This window comes from Pantoea sp. Lu_F5_004 (assembly GCF_051136245.1).
Taxonomy (GTDB): Bacteria; Pseudomonadota; Gammaproteobacteria; order Enterobacterales; family Enterobacteriaceae; genus Pantoea; species Pantoea agglomerans.
In genome coordinates this window covers 1,157,490-1,176,963 of the sequence record NZ_CP194946.1, presented here as the reverse complement: position 1 = coordinate 1,176,963, position 19,474 = coordinate 1,157,490, and the positions used below count along the sequence as shown (strand labels likewise).

General features: G+C 55.3%; 19 protein-coding genes. 9 read left to right on the top strand and 10 right to left on the bottom strand.

What is annotated here, in order from left to right; translation table 11 throughout:
* Positions 1 to 181 precede the first annotated feature (181 nt).
* From cysZ to crr, 5 genes are all read left to right on the top strand, one after another.
* Positions 182 to 949, top strand: coding sequence for a sulfate transporter CysZ (gene cysZ, locus ACR8BN_RS05560; protein ID WP_425032877.1), 768 nt, complete (start codon positions 182 to 184; stop codon positions 947 to 949).
* 141 nt (positions 950 to 1,090) lie between these two features.
* On the top strand, positions 1,091 to 2,059 hold the full coding sequence (cysK, locus tag ACR8BN_RS05555) for a cysteine synthase A (protein WP_010259895.1): 969 nt from the start codon (positions 1,091 to 1,093) through the stop codon (positions 2,057 to 2,059).
* Positions 2,060 to 2,446: 387 nt separating this feature from the next.
* On the top strand, positions 2,447 to 2,704 hold the full coding sequence (gene ptsH / locus ACR8BN_RS05550; protein ID WP_003848868.1) for a phosphocarrier protein Hpr: 258 nt from the start codon (positions 2,447 to 2,449) through the stop codon (positions 2,702 to 2,704).
* Between the two features lie 161 nt (positions 2,705 to 2,865).
* The gene (gene ptsI, locus ACR8BN_RS05545; protein WP_425036362.1) at positions 2,866 to 4,593 is read left to right on the top strand and encodes a phosphoenolpyruvate-protein phosphotransferase PtsI; all 1,728 of its coding nucleotides are present in this window, start codon (positions 2,866 to 2,868) and stop codon (positions 4,591 to 4,593) included.
* 42 nt (positions 4,594 to 4,635) lie between these two features.
* A complete protein-coding gene (gene crr / locus ACR8BN_RS05540) occupies positions 4,636 to 5,136 on the top strand; it encodes a PTS glucose transporter subunit IIA (RefSeq protein ID WP_010259911.1) in 501 nt (166 codons plus the stop codon).
* A 61-nt stretch (positions 5,137 to 5,197) separates the two neighbouring features.
* Here the strand turns inward: crr and ACR8BN_RS05535 are convergent, their stop codons facing one another.
* The 10 genes from ACR8BN_RS05535 to ACR8BN_RS05490 all read right to left on the bottom strand — a co-directional run bounded on the left by ACR8BN_RS05535 (position 5,198) and on the right by ACR8BN_RS05490 (position 13,970).
* Positions 5,198 to 6,538 carry an ATP-binding protein gene (locus tag ACR8BN_RS05535; RefSeq protein ID WP_109650956.1) on the bottom strand — a complete coding sequence of 447 codons (1,341 nt, stop codon included), beginning with the start codon at positions 6,536 to 6,538 and terminating at the stop codon, positions 5,198 to 5,200.
* Positions 6,535 to 7,215: a response regulator transcription factor gene (locus tag ACR8BN_RS05530; RefSeq protein ID WP_010671364.1), complete on the bottom strand. Its 681-nt coding sequence runs from the start codon at positions 7,213 to 7,215 to the stop codon at positions 6,535 to 6,537. Before ACR8BN_RS05530 ends, ACR8BN_RS05535 begins: the two co-directional genes overlap by 4 nt.
* Before the next feature lie 167 nt (positions 7,216 to 7,382).
* Positions 7,383 to 8,267 carry a cysteine synthase CysM gene (gene cysM / locus ACR8BN_RS05525; protein WP_039390845.1) on the bottom strand — a complete coding sequence of 295 codons (885 nt, stop codon included), beginning with the start codon at positions 8,265 to 8,267 and terminating at the stop codon, positions 7,383 to 7,385.
* Between the two features lie 81 nt (positions 8,268 to 8,348).
* Positions 8,349 to 9,437, bottom strand: a complete 1,089-nt coding sequence (gene cysA / locus ACR8BN_RS05520; RefSeq protein WP_031590525.1) for a sulfate/thiosulfate ABC transporter ATP-binding protein CysA — start codon at positions 9,435 to 9,437, stop codon at positions 8,349 to 8,351.
* Positions 9,427 to 10,302, bottom strand: coding sequence for a sulfate/thiosulfate ABC transporter permease CysW (gene cysW, locus ACR8BN_RS05515; protein ID WP_031590524.1), 876 nt, complete (start codon positions 10,300 to 10,302; stop codon positions 9,427 to 9,429). The genes cysA and cysW overlap by 11 nt, the downstream gene beginning before the upstream one ends.
* The gene (gene cysT / locus ACR8BN_RS05510) at positions 10,302 to 11,135 is read right to left on the bottom strand and encodes a sulfate/thiosulfate ABC transporter permease CysT (RefSeq protein ID WP_010259932.1); all 834 of its coding nucleotides are present in this window, start codon (positions 11,133 to 11,135) and stop codon (positions 10,302 to 10,304) included. Before cysT ends, cysW begins: the two co-directional genes overlap by 1 nt.
* Positions 11,135 to 12,151 carry a sulfate ABC transporter substrate-binding protein gene (locus ACR8BN_RS05505; protein WP_010671362.1) on the bottom strand — a complete coding sequence of 339 codons (1,017 nt, stop codon included), beginning with the start codon at positions 12,149 to 12,151 and terminating at the stop codon, positions 11,135 to 11,137. The genes cysT and ACR8BN_RS05505 overlap by 1 nt, the downstream gene beginning before the upstream one ends.
* A 253-nt stretch (positions 12,152 to 12,404) precedes the next feature.
* The gene (locus ACR8BN_RS05500; protein ID WP_031592580.1) at positions 12,405 to 13,022 is read right to left on the bottom strand and encodes an RpoE-regulated lipoprotein; all 618 of its coding nucleotides are present in this window, start codon (positions 13,020 to 13,022) and stop codon (positions 12,405 to 12,407) included.
* A gap of 65 nt (positions 13,023 to 13,087) precedes the next feature.
* Entirely contained in the window at positions 13,088 to 13,555 is a 468-nt protein-coding gene (locus ACR8BN_RS05495) for a DUF2919 family protein (protein ID WP_010259942.1), read from the bottom strand.
* Entirely contained in the window at positions 13,545 to 13,970 is a 426-nt protein-coding gene (locus ACR8BN_RS05490; RefSeq protein ID WP_003848834.1) for a GNAT family acetyltransferase, read from the bottom strand. Before ACR8BN_RS05490 ends, ACR8BN_RS05495 begins: the two co-directional genes overlap by 11 nt.
* A gap of 207 nt (positions 13,971 to 14,177) precedes the next feature.
* Here ACR8BN_RS05490 and amiA point away from each other — a divergent pair, with 207 nt between their 5' ends.
* The 4 genes from amiA to tkt all read left to right on the top strand — a co-directional run bounded on the left by amiA (position 14,178) and on the right by tkt (position 19,396).
* Positions 14,178 to 15,026 carry an N-acetylmuramoyl-L-alanine amidase AmiA gene (gene amiA / locus ACR8BN_RS05485; RefSeq protein ID WP_010259947.1) on the top strand — a complete coding sequence of 283 codons (849 nt, stop codon included), beginning with the start codon at positions 14,178 to 14,180 and terminating at the stop codon, positions 15,024 to 15,026.
* A gap of 100 nt (positions 15,027 to 15,126) precedes the next feature.
* A complete protein-coding gene (hemF, locus tag ACR8BN_RS05480; RefSeq protein ID WP_010259951.1) occupies positions 15,127 to 16,041 on the top strand; it encodes an oxygen-dependent coproporphyrinogen oxidase in 915 nt (304 codons plus the stop codon).
* Between the two features lie 346 nt (positions 16,042 to 16,387).
* The gene (tal, locus tag ACR8BN_RS05475) at positions 16,388 to 17,338 is read left to right on the top strand and encodes a transaldolase (protein ID WP_010259954.1); all 951 of its coding nucleotides are present in this window, start codon (positions 16,388 to 16,390) and stop codon (positions 17,336 to 17,338) included.
* A gap of 57 nt (positions 17,339 to 17,395) precedes the next feature.
* Positions 17,396 to 19,396 (top strand): transketolase, encoded by a 2,001-nt coding sequence (tkt, locus tag ACR8BN_RS05470; protein WP_434747389.1) that lies wholly within the window; start codon positions 17,396 to 17,398, stop codon positions 19,394 to 19,396.
* Positions 19,397 to 19,474: the final 78 nt, after the last annotated feature.

Sequence of the window (19,474 nt, the reverse complement as noted above, 5' to 3'; positions counted from 1 at the left end):
AAACTTTATCCTCTAACTGTATTTGCCCTGCTACACAAGTGCAAGTCTGTGCACTATTTTCTGACAAATAAGATAGGCAACCCACGCTTTTTCGCTGTTTTTTTACCCAAACGGCACCTGGCCTGGAGAAAAAGCCAGGTTATAGTGGGCACGCCTTAACATCTTCAGGAGAACTGGCTTTATGGCCCTTGAGAATTCCGTCTCAAATTTTAACGGCATGCACTACTTTAGCCAGGGCTGGAAACTGGTACGTCTGCCTGGTATTCGCCGCTTTGTGGTGATGCCGTTGCTGATCAATATTGTGATGCTGGGTGGCGCTTTCATCTGGCTTTTCTATCGTCTCGGTGACTGGATCCCGCGTCTGATGGCTCATATTCCGGACTGGCTGCAGTGGCTGAGCTATCTGTTATGGCCGCTGTCGGTGATTGCGATTGTGCTGGTGTTTAGCTACTTCTTTTCGACCGTGGCAAACTTAATTGCCGCACCCTTTTGCGGTCTGCTGGCAGAACAGCTCGAAGGGCGTCTGACAGGCAAGCCCCTGCCGGACAGCGGCTGGGCTGGGTTGATTAAAGATGTGCCGCGCATCATGAAGCGCGAGTTACAAAAACTGGGTTATTACCTGCCCCGCGCGCTGGGTCTGCTGCTGCTCTATTTTATTCCTGGTTTTGGTCAGACCGTTGCGCCGGTGCTGTGGTTCCTGTTCAGCGCCTGGATGTTGTCCATCCAGTATTGCGACTACCCGTTCGATAACCATAAAGTGCCTTTTCAGCAGATGCGCAACGCCCTGCGTCAGCACAAAACGGCCAATATGCAGTTTGGCGCGCTAATCAGTCTGTTCACCATGATTCCGGTTCTGAACCTCGTGATCATGCCGGTTGCCGTCTGCGGTGCCACCGCCATGTGGGTCGATCGCTACCGGTCACAGCTGGCACGCAGTGAAGTGCGCTAAAATTATCAGCGCGCCTTATGCTCTTTTCAGCAGGGCTTATTGCCGGGTGACATATAGATATGCGATTTCTTTCCTTCCGCCCCCAGGCAGAACAGGTATGCTCATAGGGTTCCCAATAATTCATACAGTTAAGGACAGGCTATGAGTAAGATCTATGAAGACAACTCTTTGACAATTGGTCATACGCCATTGGTTCGACTGAACCGCATCGGTAACGGCCGCATCCTTGCGAAAGTTGAATCCCGTAACCCGAGCTTCAGCGTAAAATGCCGTATCGGTGCCAATATGATTTGGGACGCAGAAAAACGCGGTATTCTGAAACCGGGTGTTGAACTGGTTGAACCGACCAGCGGCAACACCGGTATTGCTCTGGCCTATGTCGCCGCAGCGCGCGGTTATAAATTAACGCTGACGATGCCAGAAACCATGTCAGTGGAACGCCGTAAGTTGCTGAAGGCGCTGGGCGCAACGCTGATATTGACCGAAGGCGCCAAAGGCATGAAAGGTGCCATCAGCAAAGCTGAAGAGGTTGTTGCCAGCAATCCGGATAAATATGTGCTGCTGCAGCAATTCAGCAACCCGGCCAACCCGGAAATCCATGAAAAGACCACCGGCCCGGAAATCTGGGAAGACACGGACGGCGAAGTGGATGTCTTTATTGCCGGTGTCGGCACCGGCGGTACGCTGACCGGCGTGAGCCGCTACATCAAAAACACCAAAGGCAAAAAAGATCTGATTACCGTCGCGGTTGAGCCGACCGATTCACCGGTGATTGCTCAGGCGCTGGCGGGCGATGAGATCAAGCCCGGCCCACACAAAATTCAGGGTATCGGCGCAGGCTTTATCCCGGGCAACCTTGAGCTGAATCTGGTGGACCGCGTTGTGGCCATCACCAATGAAGAAGCGATCAGTACGGCGCGTCGGCTGATGGAAGAGGAAGGTATTCTGGCCGGTATCTCATCCGGTGCTGCCGTTGCCGCGGCGCTGAAGCTGCAGGAAGATGAAGCCTTCGCCAACAAAAATATTGTGGTGATCCTCCCCTCCTCCGGTGAACGCTATCTGAGTACCGCCTTGTTTGCCGATCTCTTCACTGAAAAAGAGCTTCAGTAGCAGAGGCCGATAGTCCGAAAATGGAGAAAAAAGCACCCAATCGGGTGCTTTTTTGTGGTGCAGATCTCACTTTCATCACCCGGCAGATTGATTTCAGTGACGCCGCTCTGGTATTTAGACTGCCAATTATTTCGATGCCTGAAATTAATCCGCGTTTGAAGTGGATCAAGCTGAATCGATTTACAGATTCAGTGAAACGGCGAATCACGGCATAATTAACCGGTGACGTGTAGAATCGGTTTTGAGACGCAACGGACTGTAGATTTGACGCATGCGCGTCTTTGGTCAGCATGAAGCTATACCCGCGCACCTACACAGGCTAAAGTAAAGGCTCCAGGCTAGACTTTAGATCCATAACACTCATCCTGATAACGTTGGGGAAATAGAATGTTCCAGCAAGAAGTTACCATTACTGCACCAAACGGTCTGCACACTCGCCCAGCTGCGCAATTCGTTAAAGAAGCCAAAGCTTTCCAGTCAGAAATTACCGTGACCTCTAACGGTAAATCAGCGAGCGCGAAGAGCCTGTTCAAGCTGCAGACACTGGGTTTAACCCAGGGAACTGTTGTGACCCTTTCCGCGGAAGGTGAAGACGAGCAGAAAGCAGTTGAGCATCTGGTCAAACTGATGGCTGAACTGGAGTAATCTCCGCTCAGCTCTCCAGCAAATCGACTCCTCTGCGCCATTGAGTGCAAACATCTTGATCGCGGACAACCTGTCCGCGTTATTGCTTTCGTAGAGTACGTGTCCCGCGACAATGGCACCGCACAGAGTCCCATCAGCCATCGTGATTAAAAGGTAGCGTTATGATTTCAGGCATTTTAGCATCACCAGGTATCGCTTTCGGCAAAGCACTGCTGCTGAAAGAAGACGAGATCGTCATCAACCGCAATAAAATTTCTGATGACCAGGTTGAGCAGGAAGTCCAGCGCTTCCTCGATGGCCGCAGCAAAGCGGCATTACAACTGGAAGCGATTCGCGTCAAAGCGGGTGAAACCCTCGGTGAAGAGAAAGCAGCAATCTTCGAAGGCCACATTATGTTGCTGGAAGATGAAGAGCTGGAGCAGGAAATCATCGACCTGATCAAAAAAGATCACGCTTCTGCCGATGCTGCTGCTTACTCGGTCATCGATGGCCAGGCGAAAGCACTGGAGGAGTTAGATGACGAATATCTGAAAGAGCGTGCGGCTGACGTACGTGACATCGGTAAGCGTCTGCTGCAAAACATCCTCGGTCTGCATATCGTTGACCTGAGCGCTATTCCGGACGAATCCATTCTGGTGGCAAAAGATTTAACGCCGTCAGAAACCGCACAGCTGAACCTGAAGAAGGTGCTGGGCTTTATCACCGATCTGGGTGGCCGTACCTCACATACCTCAATCATGGCGCGCTCGCTGGAGATCCCAGCCATTGTCGGTACCGGCAATGTGACCGTCACGGTTAAAAATGGCGATTTCCTGATTCTGGATGGCGTTAACAATGCGATTCACGTCAATCCTTCAGAAGCGATTCAGGAAGAGCTGAAAGCCGTACAGAACCAGTATCTGTCGGAAAAACATGAATTAGCCAAGCTGAAAGATCTGCCAGCCGTTACGCTGGATGGTCATCAGGTTGAAGTCTGCGCCAACATCGGTACTGTGCGCGATATCGCCGGTGCTGAACGTAACGGCGCTGAAGGCGTGGGTCTCTACCGCACCGAATTCCTGTTTATGGATCGTGACTCACTGCCAAGCGAAGAAGAGCAGTTCCAGGCGTACAAAGCCGTCGCAGAAGCCATGGGTTCACAGGCCGTTATCGTGCGTACCATGGACATCGGCGGCGACAAAGACCTGCCTTACATGAACCTGCCAAAAGAAGAGAACCCGTTCCTCGGCTGGCGCGCTATCCGTATCGCCATGGACCGCAAAGAGATTCTGCATGCGCAGCTGCGTGCCATCCTGCGCGCTTCCTCTTTCGGTAAACTGCGCATTATGTTCCCGATGATTATTTCGGTTGAAGAAGTACGCAGCCTGAAAGCGGAACTGGAGCTGCTGAAAGCGCAGTTGCGTGAAGAAGGTAAAGCCTTTGATGAGAGCATCGAAGTCGGCATCATGGTGGAAACCCCGGCTTCAGCCGTGATTGCTCATCATCTGGCGAAAGAAGTCGACTTCTTCAGTATTGGGACAAACGATCTGACGCAGTATACTCTGGCGGTCGATCGTGGTAATGATTTGATCTCGCACCTGTACAACCCAATGACGCCGTCTGTGCTTAACTTAATCAAGCAAGTCATTGATGCATCTCACGCTGAAGGTAAATGGACCGGCATGTGTGGTGAGCTGGCAGGTGATGAACGTGCTACACTACTGTTACTGGGAATGGGGCTGGACGAGTTCAGCATGAGTGCCATTTCTATCCCTGGCATCAAGAAAATCATTCGTAATACTAATTTTGAAGATGCGAAGGCATTGGCGGAGCAGGCACTGGCTCAACCGACAGCGGAAGATTTAATGAACCTGGTAAACAAGTTCATTAAGGAAAAAACGCTCTGCTAATCTGCATGATGCTGGCCCCAAATTACTGCTTAGGAGAAGATCATGGGTTTGTTTTCTAAACTTTTTGGCGAAAAAACGGATAGCGCTGGGACAATTGACATCGTAGCGCCTCTGTCAGGCGAAATCGTCAACATTGAAGACGTACCAGATGTGGTGTTTGCAGAAAAAATCGTGGGCGACGGTATTGCGATCAAGCCCAGCGGCAACAAAATGGTTGCCCCTGTTGATGGCACTATCGGTAAGATTTTTGAAACCAATCACGCTTTTTCGATCGAATCAGACAATGGCATTGAGCTGTTCGTCCACTTCGGTATCGATACGGTTGAACTGAAAGGTGAAGGCTTCAAACGCATCGCTGAAGAAGGCCAGAAGGTCAAAAAAGGCGACGTGGTTATCGAGTTCGACCTGCCGTTGCTGGAAGAGAAAGCGAAATCAACCCTGACACCGGTTGTCATCTCCAATATGGATGAAATCAAGGAATTGATTAAGCTGACTGGCCAGGTCACCGTCGGCGAAACGCCGGTGATTCGCATCAGAAAGTAAGCATTCGTTCATAACATAACGGCACCCGCGGGTGCCGTTATCGTTTCTGCTGTATACCTGTTCAGGGCTGCCAGTGCGGCAGACGCAGCGTCAGTTCCAGTCCGCCTTCTGGCCGGTTTCTTGCCTCGACCTCACCATGATGCGCCAGTACAACCTTCCGCACGATAGCCAGTCCCAGACCATAACCTTTGCCCATCAGCGGCGAGTTAACCCGCACAAACGGGTCAAAGATGCTGGAGAGTTTCTCCTCATCGACACCCGGCCCTTGATCGCGCACCTGAATCACCAGCCACTGCTGTTCTGCGCGCAGCTGAACATCAATCCGCTGCCCTGGCAGAGAGAAGCGTAGTGCGTTGCGTAACACATTCTCTGCTCCGCGCCGTATCAGCTCTGCATTGCCCCGCACGGTGTAATCAGCCCGATCGTCGACCTGCAACTCTACCTGCACGCCAGGGATCTGCGCTTCATAACGGACATCGGTAATAACCGCCTGCAGCAAGCCGGTCAGATCAAAATATTGCTCATCCGGGATGCTTTCATGCTCAGCCCGCGATAGTGTAAGTAGTTCACCGATCATCTTGTCCAGCCGACGCGCCTCTTCATCAATGCGATCAAGCGAACTGTTCACACTTTCTGGCGTCTGTCTGGCCAGCCCGGTCGCCAGCTGCAGTCGCGCCAGCGGTGAACGAAGCTCATGTGAGATATCATGCAACAGTTCTTCACGGGCGCGCACCAGGGTATCGAGCCGCTCGACCATGGCGTCAAAGGCTTCAGCGACGTTTGAGATCTCGTCGTGGCGCTTACGCATGATCGGAAACAGCCGCACGCTTAAATCGCCCTCAGCCACGCGGGAAAATCCTTCCCGCAGCTGACGCATAGGTCGCGTCAGATTCCAGGCCAGCAGCAGACTGAACAGCAATCCCACCGAGCCGGCGAAGACAAACATCGGCTCAGGAATATTCAGAAATTTGCGCGGCATCATGTTCAGCGTGCTGTCTTTACGCATGCCATCAAGGTCGTAGCGCAGCTGATAGGCTTTGCCATCCGCGCCGCGAACCCAGCGCACCACCTCTTCAGGAAAGCGCCCTCTGATATCCATGTTGCCGCTGTTTTCTGATTGCGACGGTTTTGTCTGTTGGGTGACGTGGAAGAACTGCCGATCGCTGTTATCCCAGTCTGACAGCATCGCGTTCAGCGCATCAGGCCCGCCCCGCTCCAGCACGGACGCGGCGGAGGTCATCTGCAGATCCACAATACGACGGATAGCCACGAGTTCAGGCGGTTCATGCCGTTTACCGGAGAGCGTAAAGCCGAGCCAGATAAGCTGGCTCATGATGACAAAAACGATCCAGAAGCCGATAAAGATCTTCCAGAACATGCGTCCACGGTAACTCTGTTTCATCGAATACGGTAACCGATGCTGCGAACGGTTTCGATGTTGATGCTGTCAGCGGTTAACGCGCTGAGCTTCTGGCGGATGTTGCTGATATGCACATCGACGCTTCGATCATAGGCTTCACGCGGACGCCCCAGCCCCTTTTCAGAGAGCTCATCTTTTGACACCACTCTGTCCGGCGCACGCAGCAGCAGATCCAGCAGATTAAATTCCGACGCCGTCAGATCAAAGGTTTTACCCTGCCATTCGCTGATGCGGGTGGCGGGATTAAGCATCAGCTCCCCCCAGCGCAGCGGCTCTCTGGCATCTGGCTGCGGTGCCTGCTCTTCAAAACGGCGTAATACGGCGCGCAGTCGCGCCACCAGCTCACGGGGATAGCAGGGCTTGGGCATATAGTCATCCGCGCCCATCTCCAGACCGATCACGCGATCAATATTATCGCCTTTGGCGGTGAGCATAATCACCGGTATCCGGCTGTTCTGGCGCACCTGACGCAACACATCAATGCCGCTCATGTCGGGCAGCATAATGTCCAGAATCATGGCGGTGAACTCTCCCGATAACGCGCCCTGCACGCCGGCGCTGCCGGTCAGGACCAGCTGGGCATCAAACCCTTCCCCGATCAGGTACTGACTTAACATCGTGCCTAATTCAACATCATCATCAACAAGCAAAATTTTCATGGTTATCTCTCTGGAGAATTGCCGCTATTTTGTCCTGTGCTGAACATTCGCGCAGCCTGATTTACGCGATCCTTACAGATTCAGTCTATCTGGCACCGAAAATTGGGTTTAAAAAAGGCCTGTGGGCAGTTAATGCGCGCACAGGCCTGATTCCGCATCAGCAGAGGTTACTGATGATAGAGTCCGGTAGAGAGATAACGGTCACCGCGATCGCAGGCGATCGCCACCACCACGCTGCCAGGATTGGCCTGCGCAATGCGCAGCGCACCCGCCACCGCGCCGCCTGAACTGACGCCACAGAAAATGCCTTCACGGCGTGCCAGCGCGCGCATCGTCTCTTCCGCTTCCTTTTGCGTCATATCGATCACATCATCCACCAGATCGGGGCGGTAGATCCCCGGCAGATAAGCCAGCGGCCAGCGACGAATCCCCGGAATACTGCTGCCTTCGCTGGGCTGCAAACCGATCACCTGCACGCCCGTGTTGAGCTCTTTAAGATAACGTCCCACGCCGGTAATGGTGCCGGTGGTGCCCATGCTGGAGACAAAATGAGTCATGCGCTGGTTCGACTGCTGCCACAGCTCCGGGCCGGTAGTCTGATAGTGGCCCAGCGGATTATCGGGATTATTAAACTGATCCAGCACCCGGCCTTCACCGCGCGCCGCCATCGCCTGGGCCAGATCGCGTGCGCCCTCCATGCCCTGTTCACGTGGCACCAGAATTAACTCTGCGCCATAGGCGCGCATCGCGTCCTGCCGCTCCTGACTCATGTTGTCGGGCATCAGCAGGCGAAGCCGGTAGCCTTTCATCGCCGCGATCATCGCCAGCGCAATCCCGGTGTTGCCGCTGGTAGCTTCAATCAGCTGATCGCCAGGTGCAATATCACCACGCAGCTCCGCCTGATTGATCATCGACCAGGCCGCGCGATCTTTTACCGAACCTGCCGGATTATTGCCTTCCAGCTTGAGCCAGACCTCGCTGCCGTTGGCGGGCGTCAGGCGCTGCAACATAATCAGCGGGGTATTGCCGATGGTATTTTCGAGAGTCGTCACGGTGCGGTTCCTGGCATCTTACAAACCAGATGCGAAAAAAAGGCGGGAGTGACACTCCCGCCCGGTATTGAAGAGAAAATATCAGGCGCTTTGTGCAAAGGCAACTGCACGCAGTGGCGTATCGCCCTTATAGAGACGCGCCTGCTGCAAGCCAACAAACAGACGCTCGCCGCGAATCGGCGCAGCCTGCTCACCTTCAAACACCACCGAGACCGGCTCGCTCTGCCAGCCGACAGGCTGGACGACCAGCTGCCAGAAGTGTCCACGCGGGCTCACCTCCAGCACCTGTACCGGCAGCGGGGTTTCCAGGCTGCTACGGCGTGACACGTCGATTTCCCACGGACGCAGGAACAGCTCAACCGCGCCCTGGTGGGCCGAGGTATAGCCCAGCGGCCAGTGATGCGCGCCAACATGGAACTGTGATCCCTGAATCTCGCCATCAAAGCGGTTCACCTCACCCAGGAATTCCAGCACAAAACGGGTCGCCGGATCGCGCCACACATCATCTGGCGTGCCGACCTGTTCAATGTTGCCCTGGCTCATCACCACCACGCGATCCGCGACTTCCATCGCCTCTTCCTGGTCGTGGGTGACAAACACGCTGGTGAATTTCAGCTCTTCATGCAGCTGACGCAGCCAGCGGCGCAGCTCTTTACGCACCTGAGCATCCAGCGCGCCAAAGGGTTCATCCAGCAGCAGAATTTGTGGTTCAACCGCTAACGCACGCGCCAGCGCCACACGCTGTTTCTGGCCGCCCGACAGCTGCGCCGGGAAGCGATTCGCCAGATGGGCCAGCTGCACCATCTCCAGCAGACGGGTAACACGTTGTTTGATCTCCGCCGTTGAAGGACGCTCACGACGTGGCAGCACGGTCAGGCCAAAGGCGATGTTGTCGAATACCGTCATATGACGGAACAGCGCGTAGTGCTGGAAGACAAAACCGACCTGACGATCGCGCGCATGCAGGCGGCTGACATCGTTACCATGAAAACGGATGTGACCGCTGTTCTGATGCTCCAGCCCGGCAATAATGCGCAGCAGCGTGGTTTTACCCGAGCCTGACGGGCCAAGCAGCGCCACCATTTCACCCGAGGCAATATCCAGAGAGATATCGTTCAGCACCGATGTGCGACCAAAGGATTTGTTGATCTTGTTAATCTCAATGCTCATGATTTCCCTCCTGTTGCAGGCGTTTGTGCTGTTGCTCTAAACGCCACTGCACAATACTTTTCAGAAACAGCGTCACAATTGCCATCAGGGTTAACAGGGCGGCCGCGGTGAACGCGCCAACGGTGTTGTAGTCCTGATGCAATAATTCAACCTGAAGCGGTAACGTGTAGGTCTCACCGCGAATCGATCCCGATACCACCGAGACCGCACCAAATTCACCAATCGCACGGGCGTTGGTCAGCACGATGCCATACAGCAGCGCCCAGCGAATGTTCGGCAGCGTTACGCGGCGGAACATCTGCCAGCCAGAGGCGCCCAGCAACACCGCCGCTTCATCTTCGTGACTGCCCTGACTCAGCATCACCGGGACCAGTTCGCGTACCACAAACGGACAGGTCACAAACACCGTCGCCAGCACCATACCAGGCCAGGCAAACATAATCTGGATGTTATGCGCATCCAGCCAGCCGCCTGCCGGGCCATTAACGCCCCAGAACAGCAGATACATCAGACCGGCCACGACCGGGGACACGGCAAAAGGAATATCAAACAGGGTCAGCAGCAACTGACGACCCGGGAAGGTAAAGCGCGTCACCAGCCAGGCGAGCAGCGTGCCGAACACCAGGTTAACCGGTACGGTGATCAGCGCTACCATCACGGTCAGCCAGATGGCGTGCAGCATGTCCGGGTCTGCCAGATTGCTGAGGGCGACAATCAGCCCCTGATTCAGCGCTTCCCAGAAGATGGAGGCCATCGGCACCACCAGCAGCAGAATTGAGATCAGCGCGCCGATACCAATCAGCAGCCACTTGCCCCAGTTCACTGGCTGACGAGCAGCGTGATTAATTTGTGAAACCTCAGCCATTAGTGACCTCCCAGACGACGGCCAAAGCGGCTCTGTAATGTGTTAATCGCAAATAACAGAATCAGCGATGCCGCCAGGATCACCGAGGCGATGGCGCTGGCCGCCGGATAGTCGAACTCCTGCAGCCGGACAAAAATCATCAGTGAGGTGACTTCCGTTTTCCAGGCGATGTTACCGGCAATAAAGATCACCGCACCAAATTCACCCAGGCTGCGGGTAAAGGAGAGCGCAGTCCCGGCCAGCAGCGCCGGTGCCACTTCCGGCAACACGACGCGGCGGAAGCTCTGCCATGGCGTGGCACCCAGCGTTTCGGCCGCCTCTTCATACTCCGGACCTAACTCTTCCAGCACCGGCTGTACGGTACGCACCACAAACGGAATGCTGGTAAAGGCCATGGCGATGGCGATACCAATCCAGGTGTAGGAAATTTTGATGTCGAACTGAGCGAACCACTGTCCATACCAGCCGTTGACCGAAAAGAGTCCGGCCAGGGTCAGACCTGCCACCGCCGTAGGCAGTGCAAATGGCAGATCCATCAGGCCATCCAGCAACGTCCGGCCCGGAAAACGGTAACGGGTCAGGATCCATGCCATCAGCATGCCGAACACCGCATTAAACAGTGAGGCGACGCCTGCAGAGAGCAGCGTCACTTTATAGGCGGCAATCAGCTGCGGATTGGTCACCACATCCCAGTACTGTTGCAGCGTCATCTGCGACAGCTGCATGATCACCGCGCTGATAGGCAGCAGCAGAATCAGACAGGTAAAGAGCAGACTGGTGCCGAGGCTGAGACCAAAGCCGGGCAACACACGTTTCTGGCTGGCTGCAAACATTATCCGCGCCCCGCCGCTAACAATTTATCGAGTTCACCGCCGCTGACGAAGTGCGTCTTCATCACCTTATCCCAGCCGCCAAACGCCTCTTCCACCCGGAACAGGCTGGTCTGCGGGAAGCGATCTTTCTGCTCCGCCATCAGCTGTGCATTGTTCACGCGATAGTAGTAGTGAGTAATAATATTCTGCGCTTCAGGCGTGTAGAGATAGTTCAGATAAGCGCTGGCCGCATCAGCGGTTTTATTGGTCGCGACGTTTTTATCCACCCATGCCACCGGAAACTCCGCCAGAATGTTGGTTTTCGGCACCACCACTTCATACTCATCTTTGCCGTACTGGTTGCGGATGTTATTCACTTCGGACTCAAAGCTAATTAATACGTCGCCCAGGCCACGCTCAGCAAAGGTCGTGGTCGCACCGCGACCGCCGGTGTCGAACACTTCAACGTTTTTCAGGAATTGCGTCATAAAGGCACGGGTTTTGGCCTGATCGCCCCCGTCCGCTTTATCCGCTGCGCCCCAGGCGGCCAGATAGGTATAGCGGCCATTACCGGAGGTTTTCGGATTCGGGAAAATCAGCTTCACATCACTGCGGGTCAAATCTGACCAGTCGTGAATCTGTTTTGGATTCCCTTTGCGCACCAGAAACGCCATGGTGGAGTAGAAAGGCGAGCTGTTATTCGGCAGACGGCTTTTCCAGTCTGCGGCAATCAGGTTGCCTTTATCGTGCAGCACCTGCACATCCGTAACCTGATTGTACGTGACGACATCCGCGCGCAGTCCCTGCAGGATAGCCAGCGCCTGCTTCGATGAACCGGCGTGCGACATCTTAATGGTCAGTGGATCGCCGGGATGGCTGGCATCCCACTGTTTAACGAAGGGAGCATTCAGGGCGACAAACAGCTCCCGCGAAACATCGTAAGAGCTATTAAGGAGTTCAGTGGCATTGGCTGCGCCGGCCAGGCTCAGCGACAACGCGATACCGCTCACGATTTTTTTCATCGCTTGTAATGTCATTTGGCACCCTGAAAAAGTTTGATGCGGATCTCACCCGCTGAGGCACCAGTTTATTTATAACTCAGTGAAAACCAGTAACGGTTTTATATATCGTTTGATGATTTCAAAGTCGAAAAAAGCATAAGACGACGGCACTGTTTATGCAGAAATCAGCAAAAGCCGATGGGGAGGAGGAACCCCGTGCAGCGGGTGGCGGCAAAGGGTTTGGGAGGCTCAGCGGCCGCCTGACGGGCGGCGCGCTGAAGACGAGGAATTAACGCTGCCAGACAATCTTGCTGATTTTCCAGCTTTTCAGCGTATCGTCAGAGGGCATTAATCCCTCAGGTCCATGCCAGTCACCCTGATAAACATAAGTCAGATGCTGACTTCCAGGCGCACGGCATGCCACGTCACGCGCATCGGTGCCGCTGGCTAAGGTGCAGTTGTCGAAGGCTTTGCTGAACTTATTACTGAAGACATCACCTACTTTGCTGCCATCGCTGCTGGCGATTGCGCTGTCCATGACCTCAATACGTTCGACCTGCGACTGCCCGTAAATCACCAGCTTAACTTTGCCATCATCCAGCGCCTGCCAGAAAGAGACCACCTGACCGTTCTGGCTGCGCATGCCCTGACGCAGGCTATAGTCACCGTTCAGTCCGGCATTAATCGCGTCCTCTTTCATGGCGGTCGAGGCAGTTAACCCACCCACGCCCTGTTCAGTCGCGGTCAGCGAGGAACCGAACCAGTTCCACGGCAGCGCCGAAGACCAGTGATACGTCAGCGGATTCCACCAGCTTGCCTGCTGGCTGCTGTCAGCGCCGGAACCCGAACTGGCACAGCCGCTCAGAACAACGGCGGCGATCAGTAGCGTGGAACGAACAGCTTTCATGAGAACTCCTGTAAATGCGATGCCGGAAAGGCGGAACTGATTGGAGTCGCAAAGCGACAAAAAGTTTAGTGAAGATGATGTTCGGGCAGAAAGCAGTCGCGACAGCGGCGGCTGGATTGCAGCCAGATCAGCGCCAGCAGGTCAAAGAGCGTCAGCAGCAATGGCAGCGGTGAGGTGAGCAGATCGCCCTGCACAAACTGCATTCCCTGCCAGAGCAGATTCACCAGCAGCGACAGCGCCAGCACGCTGCGCCAGTGCTGCCAGAGTCGCGGCAGTCGGGTGCGATAGCCGGTCAGCAGCAGGCCCGCCAGCGCCGGTAAACCCAGCGCAAGGCCGATCCAGAACGCCTGACGATCCGGATAGAACAGCGCCAGCAGATCGTTGCCCTGCTGCCGTGACGCCCCGGCCATTACCAGCAGCAGCCAGGTCCGCGCCTGGAGTAACAGGATCAGCCAAAAAAGAAACGGCAGCCGCAGCTGCCCTCTGGCGTCATACTCGTCCGGCAGATAGCCCGGTGACGGCTTAGTATTCACGATCTTCGATCAGACGTTTACCAAACAGCAGCGCATCGACCGGCTCATAATCAAGCTTCTCATAGAACGCCACCACCTGATCATTCTCTTCACGGATCATCAGATGCAGTTTCGGACAGCCGCGCGCGATAAGCTTCTTCTCCAGACGGTTCATCAGCGCATTCGCAAAGCCGCGTCCCTGATAGTCGGGATGCACGGCCAGATAGTAAGCCGCGCCGCGATGGCCATCATAGCCGCCCATCAGTGTGCCAACGACCACGCCGCCCACTTCAGCGACCAGAAAGAGATCGGGGTCGTGATTCATTTTGCGTTCGATATCCAGCTCAGGATCGTTCCATGGCCGTAACAAATCGCAACGTTCCCATAAGGTGATCACTTCTTCAAAATCTTCCTGGCGGAAGGCGCGGATTTCCATCTTCTTTACCTGCAAATAAGCACAATTTGCTGATTATCACGCATTCTCTGCCGCACGCAACCCTCCATGACGGGCGACAAATAAAAAAGCGCAAATTTACTGTTCGCGACCTGCAATACAAAGTAATGCCCTGAAATGGTTCTGTGATCGCAGGCAGCAGCCCCTTAGGCTATAACACCGGCAAGATTCCTGTTACCGGACCCGCACATGCACCTGCTTAAACGTTTGATTCATCGCCGTCAGTTACTGCTTTCCGGGCTGGCTCTGGCCATTCTATCGCCGCGCGCGGTTCAGGCTAAAGAGCAGTCAGCCCTTACTGGTGCAAATCGTCACTCGCGCCCTGCCCCGCCCGCAAAGAACGGTAAACGTATCGTGATGATCGACCCCGGTCACGGCGGCATCGACTCTGGTGCCGTTGGCGAAGAGGGTTCCGAAGAGAAACACATCGTGCTGGAGATTGCCGGTAACGTGCAGCGTCAGCTACAGAGCCATCCGCGCATAGAAGTGCGTCTGACCCGCGACAGCGACCACTTTATTCCGCTCTATCAGCGGGTGGAGATCGCCCACCAGCACGGCGCAGATCTCTTTATGTCGATTCATGCCGACGGTTTTACCAGTCCCGATGCCAGCGGTGCCTCGGTGTTTGCGCTCTCTAATCGCGGTGCCAGCAGCTCGATGGCGCGTTATCTGTCACAGCGGGAGAACGATGCGGACAAGCTGGGTGGCGTGAAAGCGCAGCAGCAGGATCACTATCTGCAGCAGATCCTCTTCGATCTGGTGCAGACGGACACCATCAAAAACAGCCTGACGCTGGGCAAGCATGTACTGGATCAGATCCGCCCGGTTCATCATCTTCACAGCCAGCACACCGAGCAGGCTGCCTTCGCGGTACTCAAGTCACCGTCGATCCCCTCGGTGCTGGTCGAGACCTCCTTTATTACCAATCCGCGTGAAGAGCAGCTGCTTGGCACCACCGCGTTTCGTCAGAAAATCGCTTCGGCTATTGCCAGCGGCATCGTCAATTACTTTGATGAGTTTGATCGCCGCAACGCCTGATGCGTGTCGCCGGTTCAGGCCGTGCGACTCGCCGCACTCATGCAAGCGGCGCGGTTTTGCGTATAATCGCGTCAGACTTTGACAAACCATAAGCGAAAAAATGGCTGATATTTCCCGCGTAAAAGCGTTCCTGCTCGCATTGCAGGATGAGATTTGTAACCAGCTGGCGGCTGAAGATGGCGGCGCAGCGTTTGCCGAAGATAGCTGGCAGCGTCCCGGCGGCGGCGGCGGTCAGAGCCGCGTCCTGCGTAACGGCGCGGTGTTTGAGCAGGCGGGCGTCAACTTTTCGCACGTGCATGGCGATCAGATGCCGGCATCCGCCACTGCACACCGGCCGGAGCTGGCGGGTCGCAGCTTTGAAGCGATGGGCGTGTCGCTGGTGATCCACCCGAACAATCCCTATGTGCCCACCAGCCACGCTAACGTGCGCTTTTTTATCGCGGAGAAACCGGGTGCCGATCCCGTCTGGTGGTTTGGTGGCGGATTTGACCTGACCCCTTTTTATGGCTTCGAAGAAGATGCGCTGCACTGGCACCAGACCGCCGCTGACCTCTGCCAGCCTTTTGGCGAGGATGTCTATCCGCGCTATAAAAAGTGGTGTGATGACTATTTCTACCTGAAGCATCGTGATGAGCAGCGCGGCATTGGCGGCCTGTTTTTTGACGACCTCAATACGCCCGACTTTGAGCAGAGCTTCAGCTTTATGCAGGCGGTTGGCCGCGGCTTTATGGATGCCTATCGGCCGATTGTGGCGCGCCGTAAAGCGCACCCGTGGGGCGATCGTGAGCGCCAGTTCCAGCTCTATCGCCGTGGTCGCTACGTGGAGTTTAATCTGGTGTGGGACCGCGGCACGCTGTTTGGTCTGCAGACCGGCGGTCGCACTGAGTCGATCCTGATGTCGATGCCCCCGCTGGTGCGCTGGGAATATGATTATCAGCCCGATGCCGACTCACCTGAAGCCGCCCTCTATCGCGATTTCCTGCCGGTGAAGAACTGGCTGAACCTGCCAGTCTGATCGTTTCTGCCGCTGCAGCGCGGGTCTCAACCCGCGCTGCGCTTACCTCTCGCCTGATCGGCCTCTTCTTTTTGACAGGGCACAGATTGCTACAGTGTGGCCTGCGTCATTCCTCCTGACTGCTATGCTTATGGGTGGAATATGGCGCACCCCACGGTTAACACCGCATGACGGCTCCTTCGCACCGCCTCGCAGCGCAACAATCAGAGAAACCGCATGTTCATCAGAAACTCTCTGTTGCAATGTTATGGGTTCGCGTTCCCGGTAGCAGAACATGCCACAGACCGGCTGCGAGGCCTGAGGTGCCCCCTGTTCGCTTTCATTTTTCTTTTCAAGGAGTTTAGAGATGAACCAGCTAGAAGCCCTAAAACAGTTCACCACCGTGGTGGCGGACAGTGGTGATATCGAATCGATTCGTAATTACCACCCGGAAGACGCCACCACCAATCCCTCACTCATTCTGAAAGCGTCCGGTCTCGAAGGGTATAAACACCTGATGGATGACGCGATTGAGTACGCCAAAAAACAGGGCGGCAGCAAAGAGACGCAGATTATCAACGCCAGCGACAAAGTGGCGATCAACCTTGGTATGGAAATCCTGAAAAGCATACCGGGCCGTGTTTCGACCGAAGTGGATGCGCGCCTCTCCTTCGATCGTGGCATGTGTGTGACCAAAGCAGAAAAACTGATTCGGATGTATGAAGAGCACGGTATTGATCGCTCACGCGTACTGATTAAGCTGGCCTCGACCTGGGAAGGCATCCGCGCTGCGGAAGAGCTGGAGAAAAACGGCATTCAGTGCAACCTGACTCTGCTCTTCTCCTTTGCTCAGGCGCGTGCCTGTGCCGAAGCGGGCGTGTTCCTGATCTCCCCGTTCGTTGGCCGCATCTACGACTGGTATAACTCGCGCAAACCCATGGACCCCTACGTGGCGGATGAAGATCCGGGCGTGAAATCCGTGCGTCGCATCTACGATTACTACAAAAAGCACCGTTACAGCACCATCATCATGGGCGCCAGCTTCCGTAAAGTGGAGCAGATTATCGCGCTGGCAGGCTGCGACCGCCTGACCCTGTCACCTAACCTGCTGGAAGAGTTGCAGAACAGTGATGCGCCGCTTGAGCGCAAACTGGAGCCTTCAACTGAAGGCTTCCACCAGCCGTCGCCGCTCTCCGAGGCGGAGTTCCGTTGGGAACATAATCAGGATCCGATGGCAGTTGAAAAACTCTCTGACGGCATCCGCCAGTTCGCGGTTGACCAGCAGAAGCTGGAAGATGTGCTCGCCGCACGCCTGTAGTCTTTATTTTAGTCGGGCGGGACTTTCCCGCCCTGATGCATAACAAGGGAGAACTTTATGTCCTCACGCAGAGAGTTGGCAAACGCGATTCGTGCACTGAGCATGGATGCGGTACAGAAGGCAAATTCAGGCCACCCCGGTGCGCCAATGGGAATGGCCGATATCGCCGAAGTGTTGTGGCGCGACTTCCTCCAGCATAATCCGACCAATCCCGCCTGGCTTGATCGCGACCGCTTTATCCTCTCCAACGGCCACGGCTCGATGCTGCTCTATAGCCTGCTGCATCTGAGCGGTTATGACCTGCCGATTGAAGAGCTGAAAAATTTCCGTCAGCTGCACTCTAAAACGCCAGGTCACCCGGAAATCGGCTACACCCCAGGCGTTGAAACCACCACCGGCCCGCTGGGTCAGGGACTGGCTAACGCCGTGGGCTTAGCGATTGCAGAACGCACGCTGGCCGCACAGTTTAACCGTCCGGATCATGAGATTGTCGATCACCACACCTATGTGTTTATGGGCGATGGCTGTCTGATGGAAGGGATCTCGCACGAAGTCTGTTCACTGGCGGGGACCCTGGGTCTCGGCAAACTGATCGGCTTCTATGACCATAACGGTATCTCGATCGATGGCGAGACCGAAGGCTGGTTTACTGACGACACCCACAAACGCTTTGAGTCCTACAACTGGCATGTGATTGGCGACATTGACGGCCATGATGCTGATGCCATTCGTGAGGCGATCAAAGAAGCGCAGAGCGTCACCGATAAGCCTTCACTGATTATCTGCCGCACCATTATCGGTTTCGGTTCGCCGAACAAAGCCGGTAAAGAGGAGTCGCACGGCGCGGCGCTGGGTGAGGCAGAAGTTGCCCTGACCCGCAAACAGCTCGGCTGGAACTATCCGGCGTTTGAGATCCCGGCTGAAATCTACCAGCAGTGGGATGCTAAAGCGGCGGGTGCTGAACGTGAAAAAGCCTGGGATGCAAAATTTGCGGCTTACAAAGAAGCCCATCCCGAGCTGGCGAAAGAGTATGAGCGCCGGATGAATGGCGAAATGCCCGCCAACTGGGAAACCGAAGCGACCCGGTTCATTCAGGAGTTGCAGGCTAACCCGCAGAAAATCGCCAGCCGTAAAGCGTCACAAAACTCGCTGGAAGCCTACGGCAAAATGCTGCCGGAGTTCCTCGGCGGTTCTGCTGACCTGGCACCGAGTAACCTCACCATCTGGTCCGGTTCTAAATCGATCAAAGAGGATCCGACCGGTAACTACATTCACTACGGCGTGCGTGAATTTGGTATGACGGCGATTGGTAACGGTATCGCGCACCATGGCGGTTTCGTTCCCTACACCGCAACCTTCCTGATGTTTGTCGAATATGCGCGTAACGCCGCGCGTATGGCTGCACTGATGAAGGCACGACAGATTCTGGTTTACACCCATGACTCTATCGGTCTGGGCGAAGATGGCCCGACGCACCAGCCGGTAGAGCAGATCGCCAGCCTGCGTCTGACACCAAACATGAGCGTATGGCGTCCGTGCGATCAGGTCGAAACCGCTGTAGCGTGGAAAGCCGCCGTCGAACGTCATCACGGCCCGACAGCGCTGATCCTCTCGCGTCAGAATCTGCTGCAGCCGGAACGTACCCCGGAGCAGATCGAAAACATCAAACGCGGCGGCTACGTGCTGAAGGATTGCGACGGCACACCAGAAGTGATTCTGATCGCAACCGGTTCAGAGATTGAGATCACCCTGGGTGCAGCGGACAAGCTCACTTCAGGCGGTCACAAGGTGCGGGTGGTTTCACTGCCTTCTACTGACCTGTTTGATGCGCAGGATGCCGCTTACCGCGAATCCGTACTGCCGAGCGGCGTGAAGGCGCGTGTGGCGGTAGAAGCCGGTATTGCTGACTACTGGTTCAAGTATGTCGGTCTGGACGGTGCGATTGTCGGTATGACCACCTTTGGTGAATCGGCCCCGGCCAGTCAGCTGTTCCCGGAGTTTGGCTTCACGGTTGAGAATATCGTCAGCCACGCTGAAGCATTACTCAAGCCAGTTTAATGCTTATGCCCTTCCCGGCTCACCGGGAAGGGCCATTTCCACTTATAGCCTGATACATAAAAAAAACTCCATTCCCCT

Bases quoted from the DNA above. Each gene is read 5' to 3' on its own strand.
- cysZ (WP_425032877.1), top strand. From the start codon at position 182: ATGGCCCTTGAGAATTCCGTCTCAAATTTTAACGGCATGCACTACTTT.
- cysK (WP_010259895.1), top strand. From the start codon at position 1,091: ATGAGTAAGATCTATGAAGACAACTCTTTGACAATTGGTCATACGCCA.
- ptsH (WP_003848868.1), top strand. From the start codon at position 2,447: ATGTTCCAGCAAGAAGTTACCATTACTGCACCAAACGGTCTGCACACT.
- ptsI (WP_425036362.1), top strand. From the start codon at position 2,866: ATGATTTCAGGCATTTTAGCATCACCAGGTATCGCTTTCGGCAAAGCA.
- crr (WP_010259911.1), top strand. From the start codon at position 4,636: ATGGGTTTGTTTTCTAAACTTTTTGGCGAAAAAACGGATAGCGCTGGG.
- ACR8BN_RS05535 (WP_109650956.1), bottom strand. From the start codon at position 6,538: ATGAAACAGAGTTACCGTGGACGCATGTTCTGGAAGATCTTTATCGGC.
- ACR8BN_RS05530 (WP_010671364.1), bottom strand. From the start codon at position 7,215: ATGAAAATTTTGCTTGTTGATGATGATGTTGAATTAGGCACGATGTTA.
- cysA (WP_031590525.1), bottom strand. From the start codon at position 9,437: ATGAGCATTGAGATTAACAAGATCAACAAATCCTTTGGTCGCACATCG.
- cysW (WP_031590524.1), bottom strand. From the start codon at position 10,302: ATGGCTGAGGTTTCACAAATTAATCACGCTGCTCGTCAGCCAGTGAAC.
- cysT (WP_010259932.1), bottom strand. From the start codon at position 11,135: ATGTTTGCAGCCAGCCAGAAACGTGTGTTGCCCGGCTTTGGTCTCAGC.
- ACR8BN_RS05505 (WP_010671362.1), bottom strand. From the start codon at position 12,151: ATGACATTACAAGCGATGAAAAAAATCGTGAGCGGTATCGCGTTGTCG.
- ACR8BN_RS05500 (WP_031592580.1), bottom strand. From the start codon at position 13,022: ATGAAAGCTGTTCGTTCCACGCTACTGATCGCCGCCGTTGTTCTGAGC.
- ACR8BN_RS05490 (WP_003848834.1), bottom strand. From the start codon at position 13,970: ATGGAAATCCGCGCCTTCCGCCAGGAAGATTTTGAAGAAGTGATCACC.
- amiA (WP_010259947.1), top strand. From the start codon at position 14,178: ATGCACCTGCTTAAACGTTTGATTCATCGCCGTCAGTTACTGCTTTCC.
- hemF (WP_010259951.1), top strand. From the start codon at position 15,127: ATGGCTGATATTTCCCGCGTAAAAGCGTTCCTGCTCGCATTGCAGGAT.
- tal (WP_010259954.1), top strand. From the start codon at position 16,388: ATGAACCAGCTAGAAGCCCTAAAACAGTTCACCACCGTGGTGGCGGAC.
- tkt (WP_434747389.1), top strand. From the start codon at position 17,396: ATGTCCTCACGCAGAGAGTTGGCAAACGCGATTCGTGCACTGAGCATG.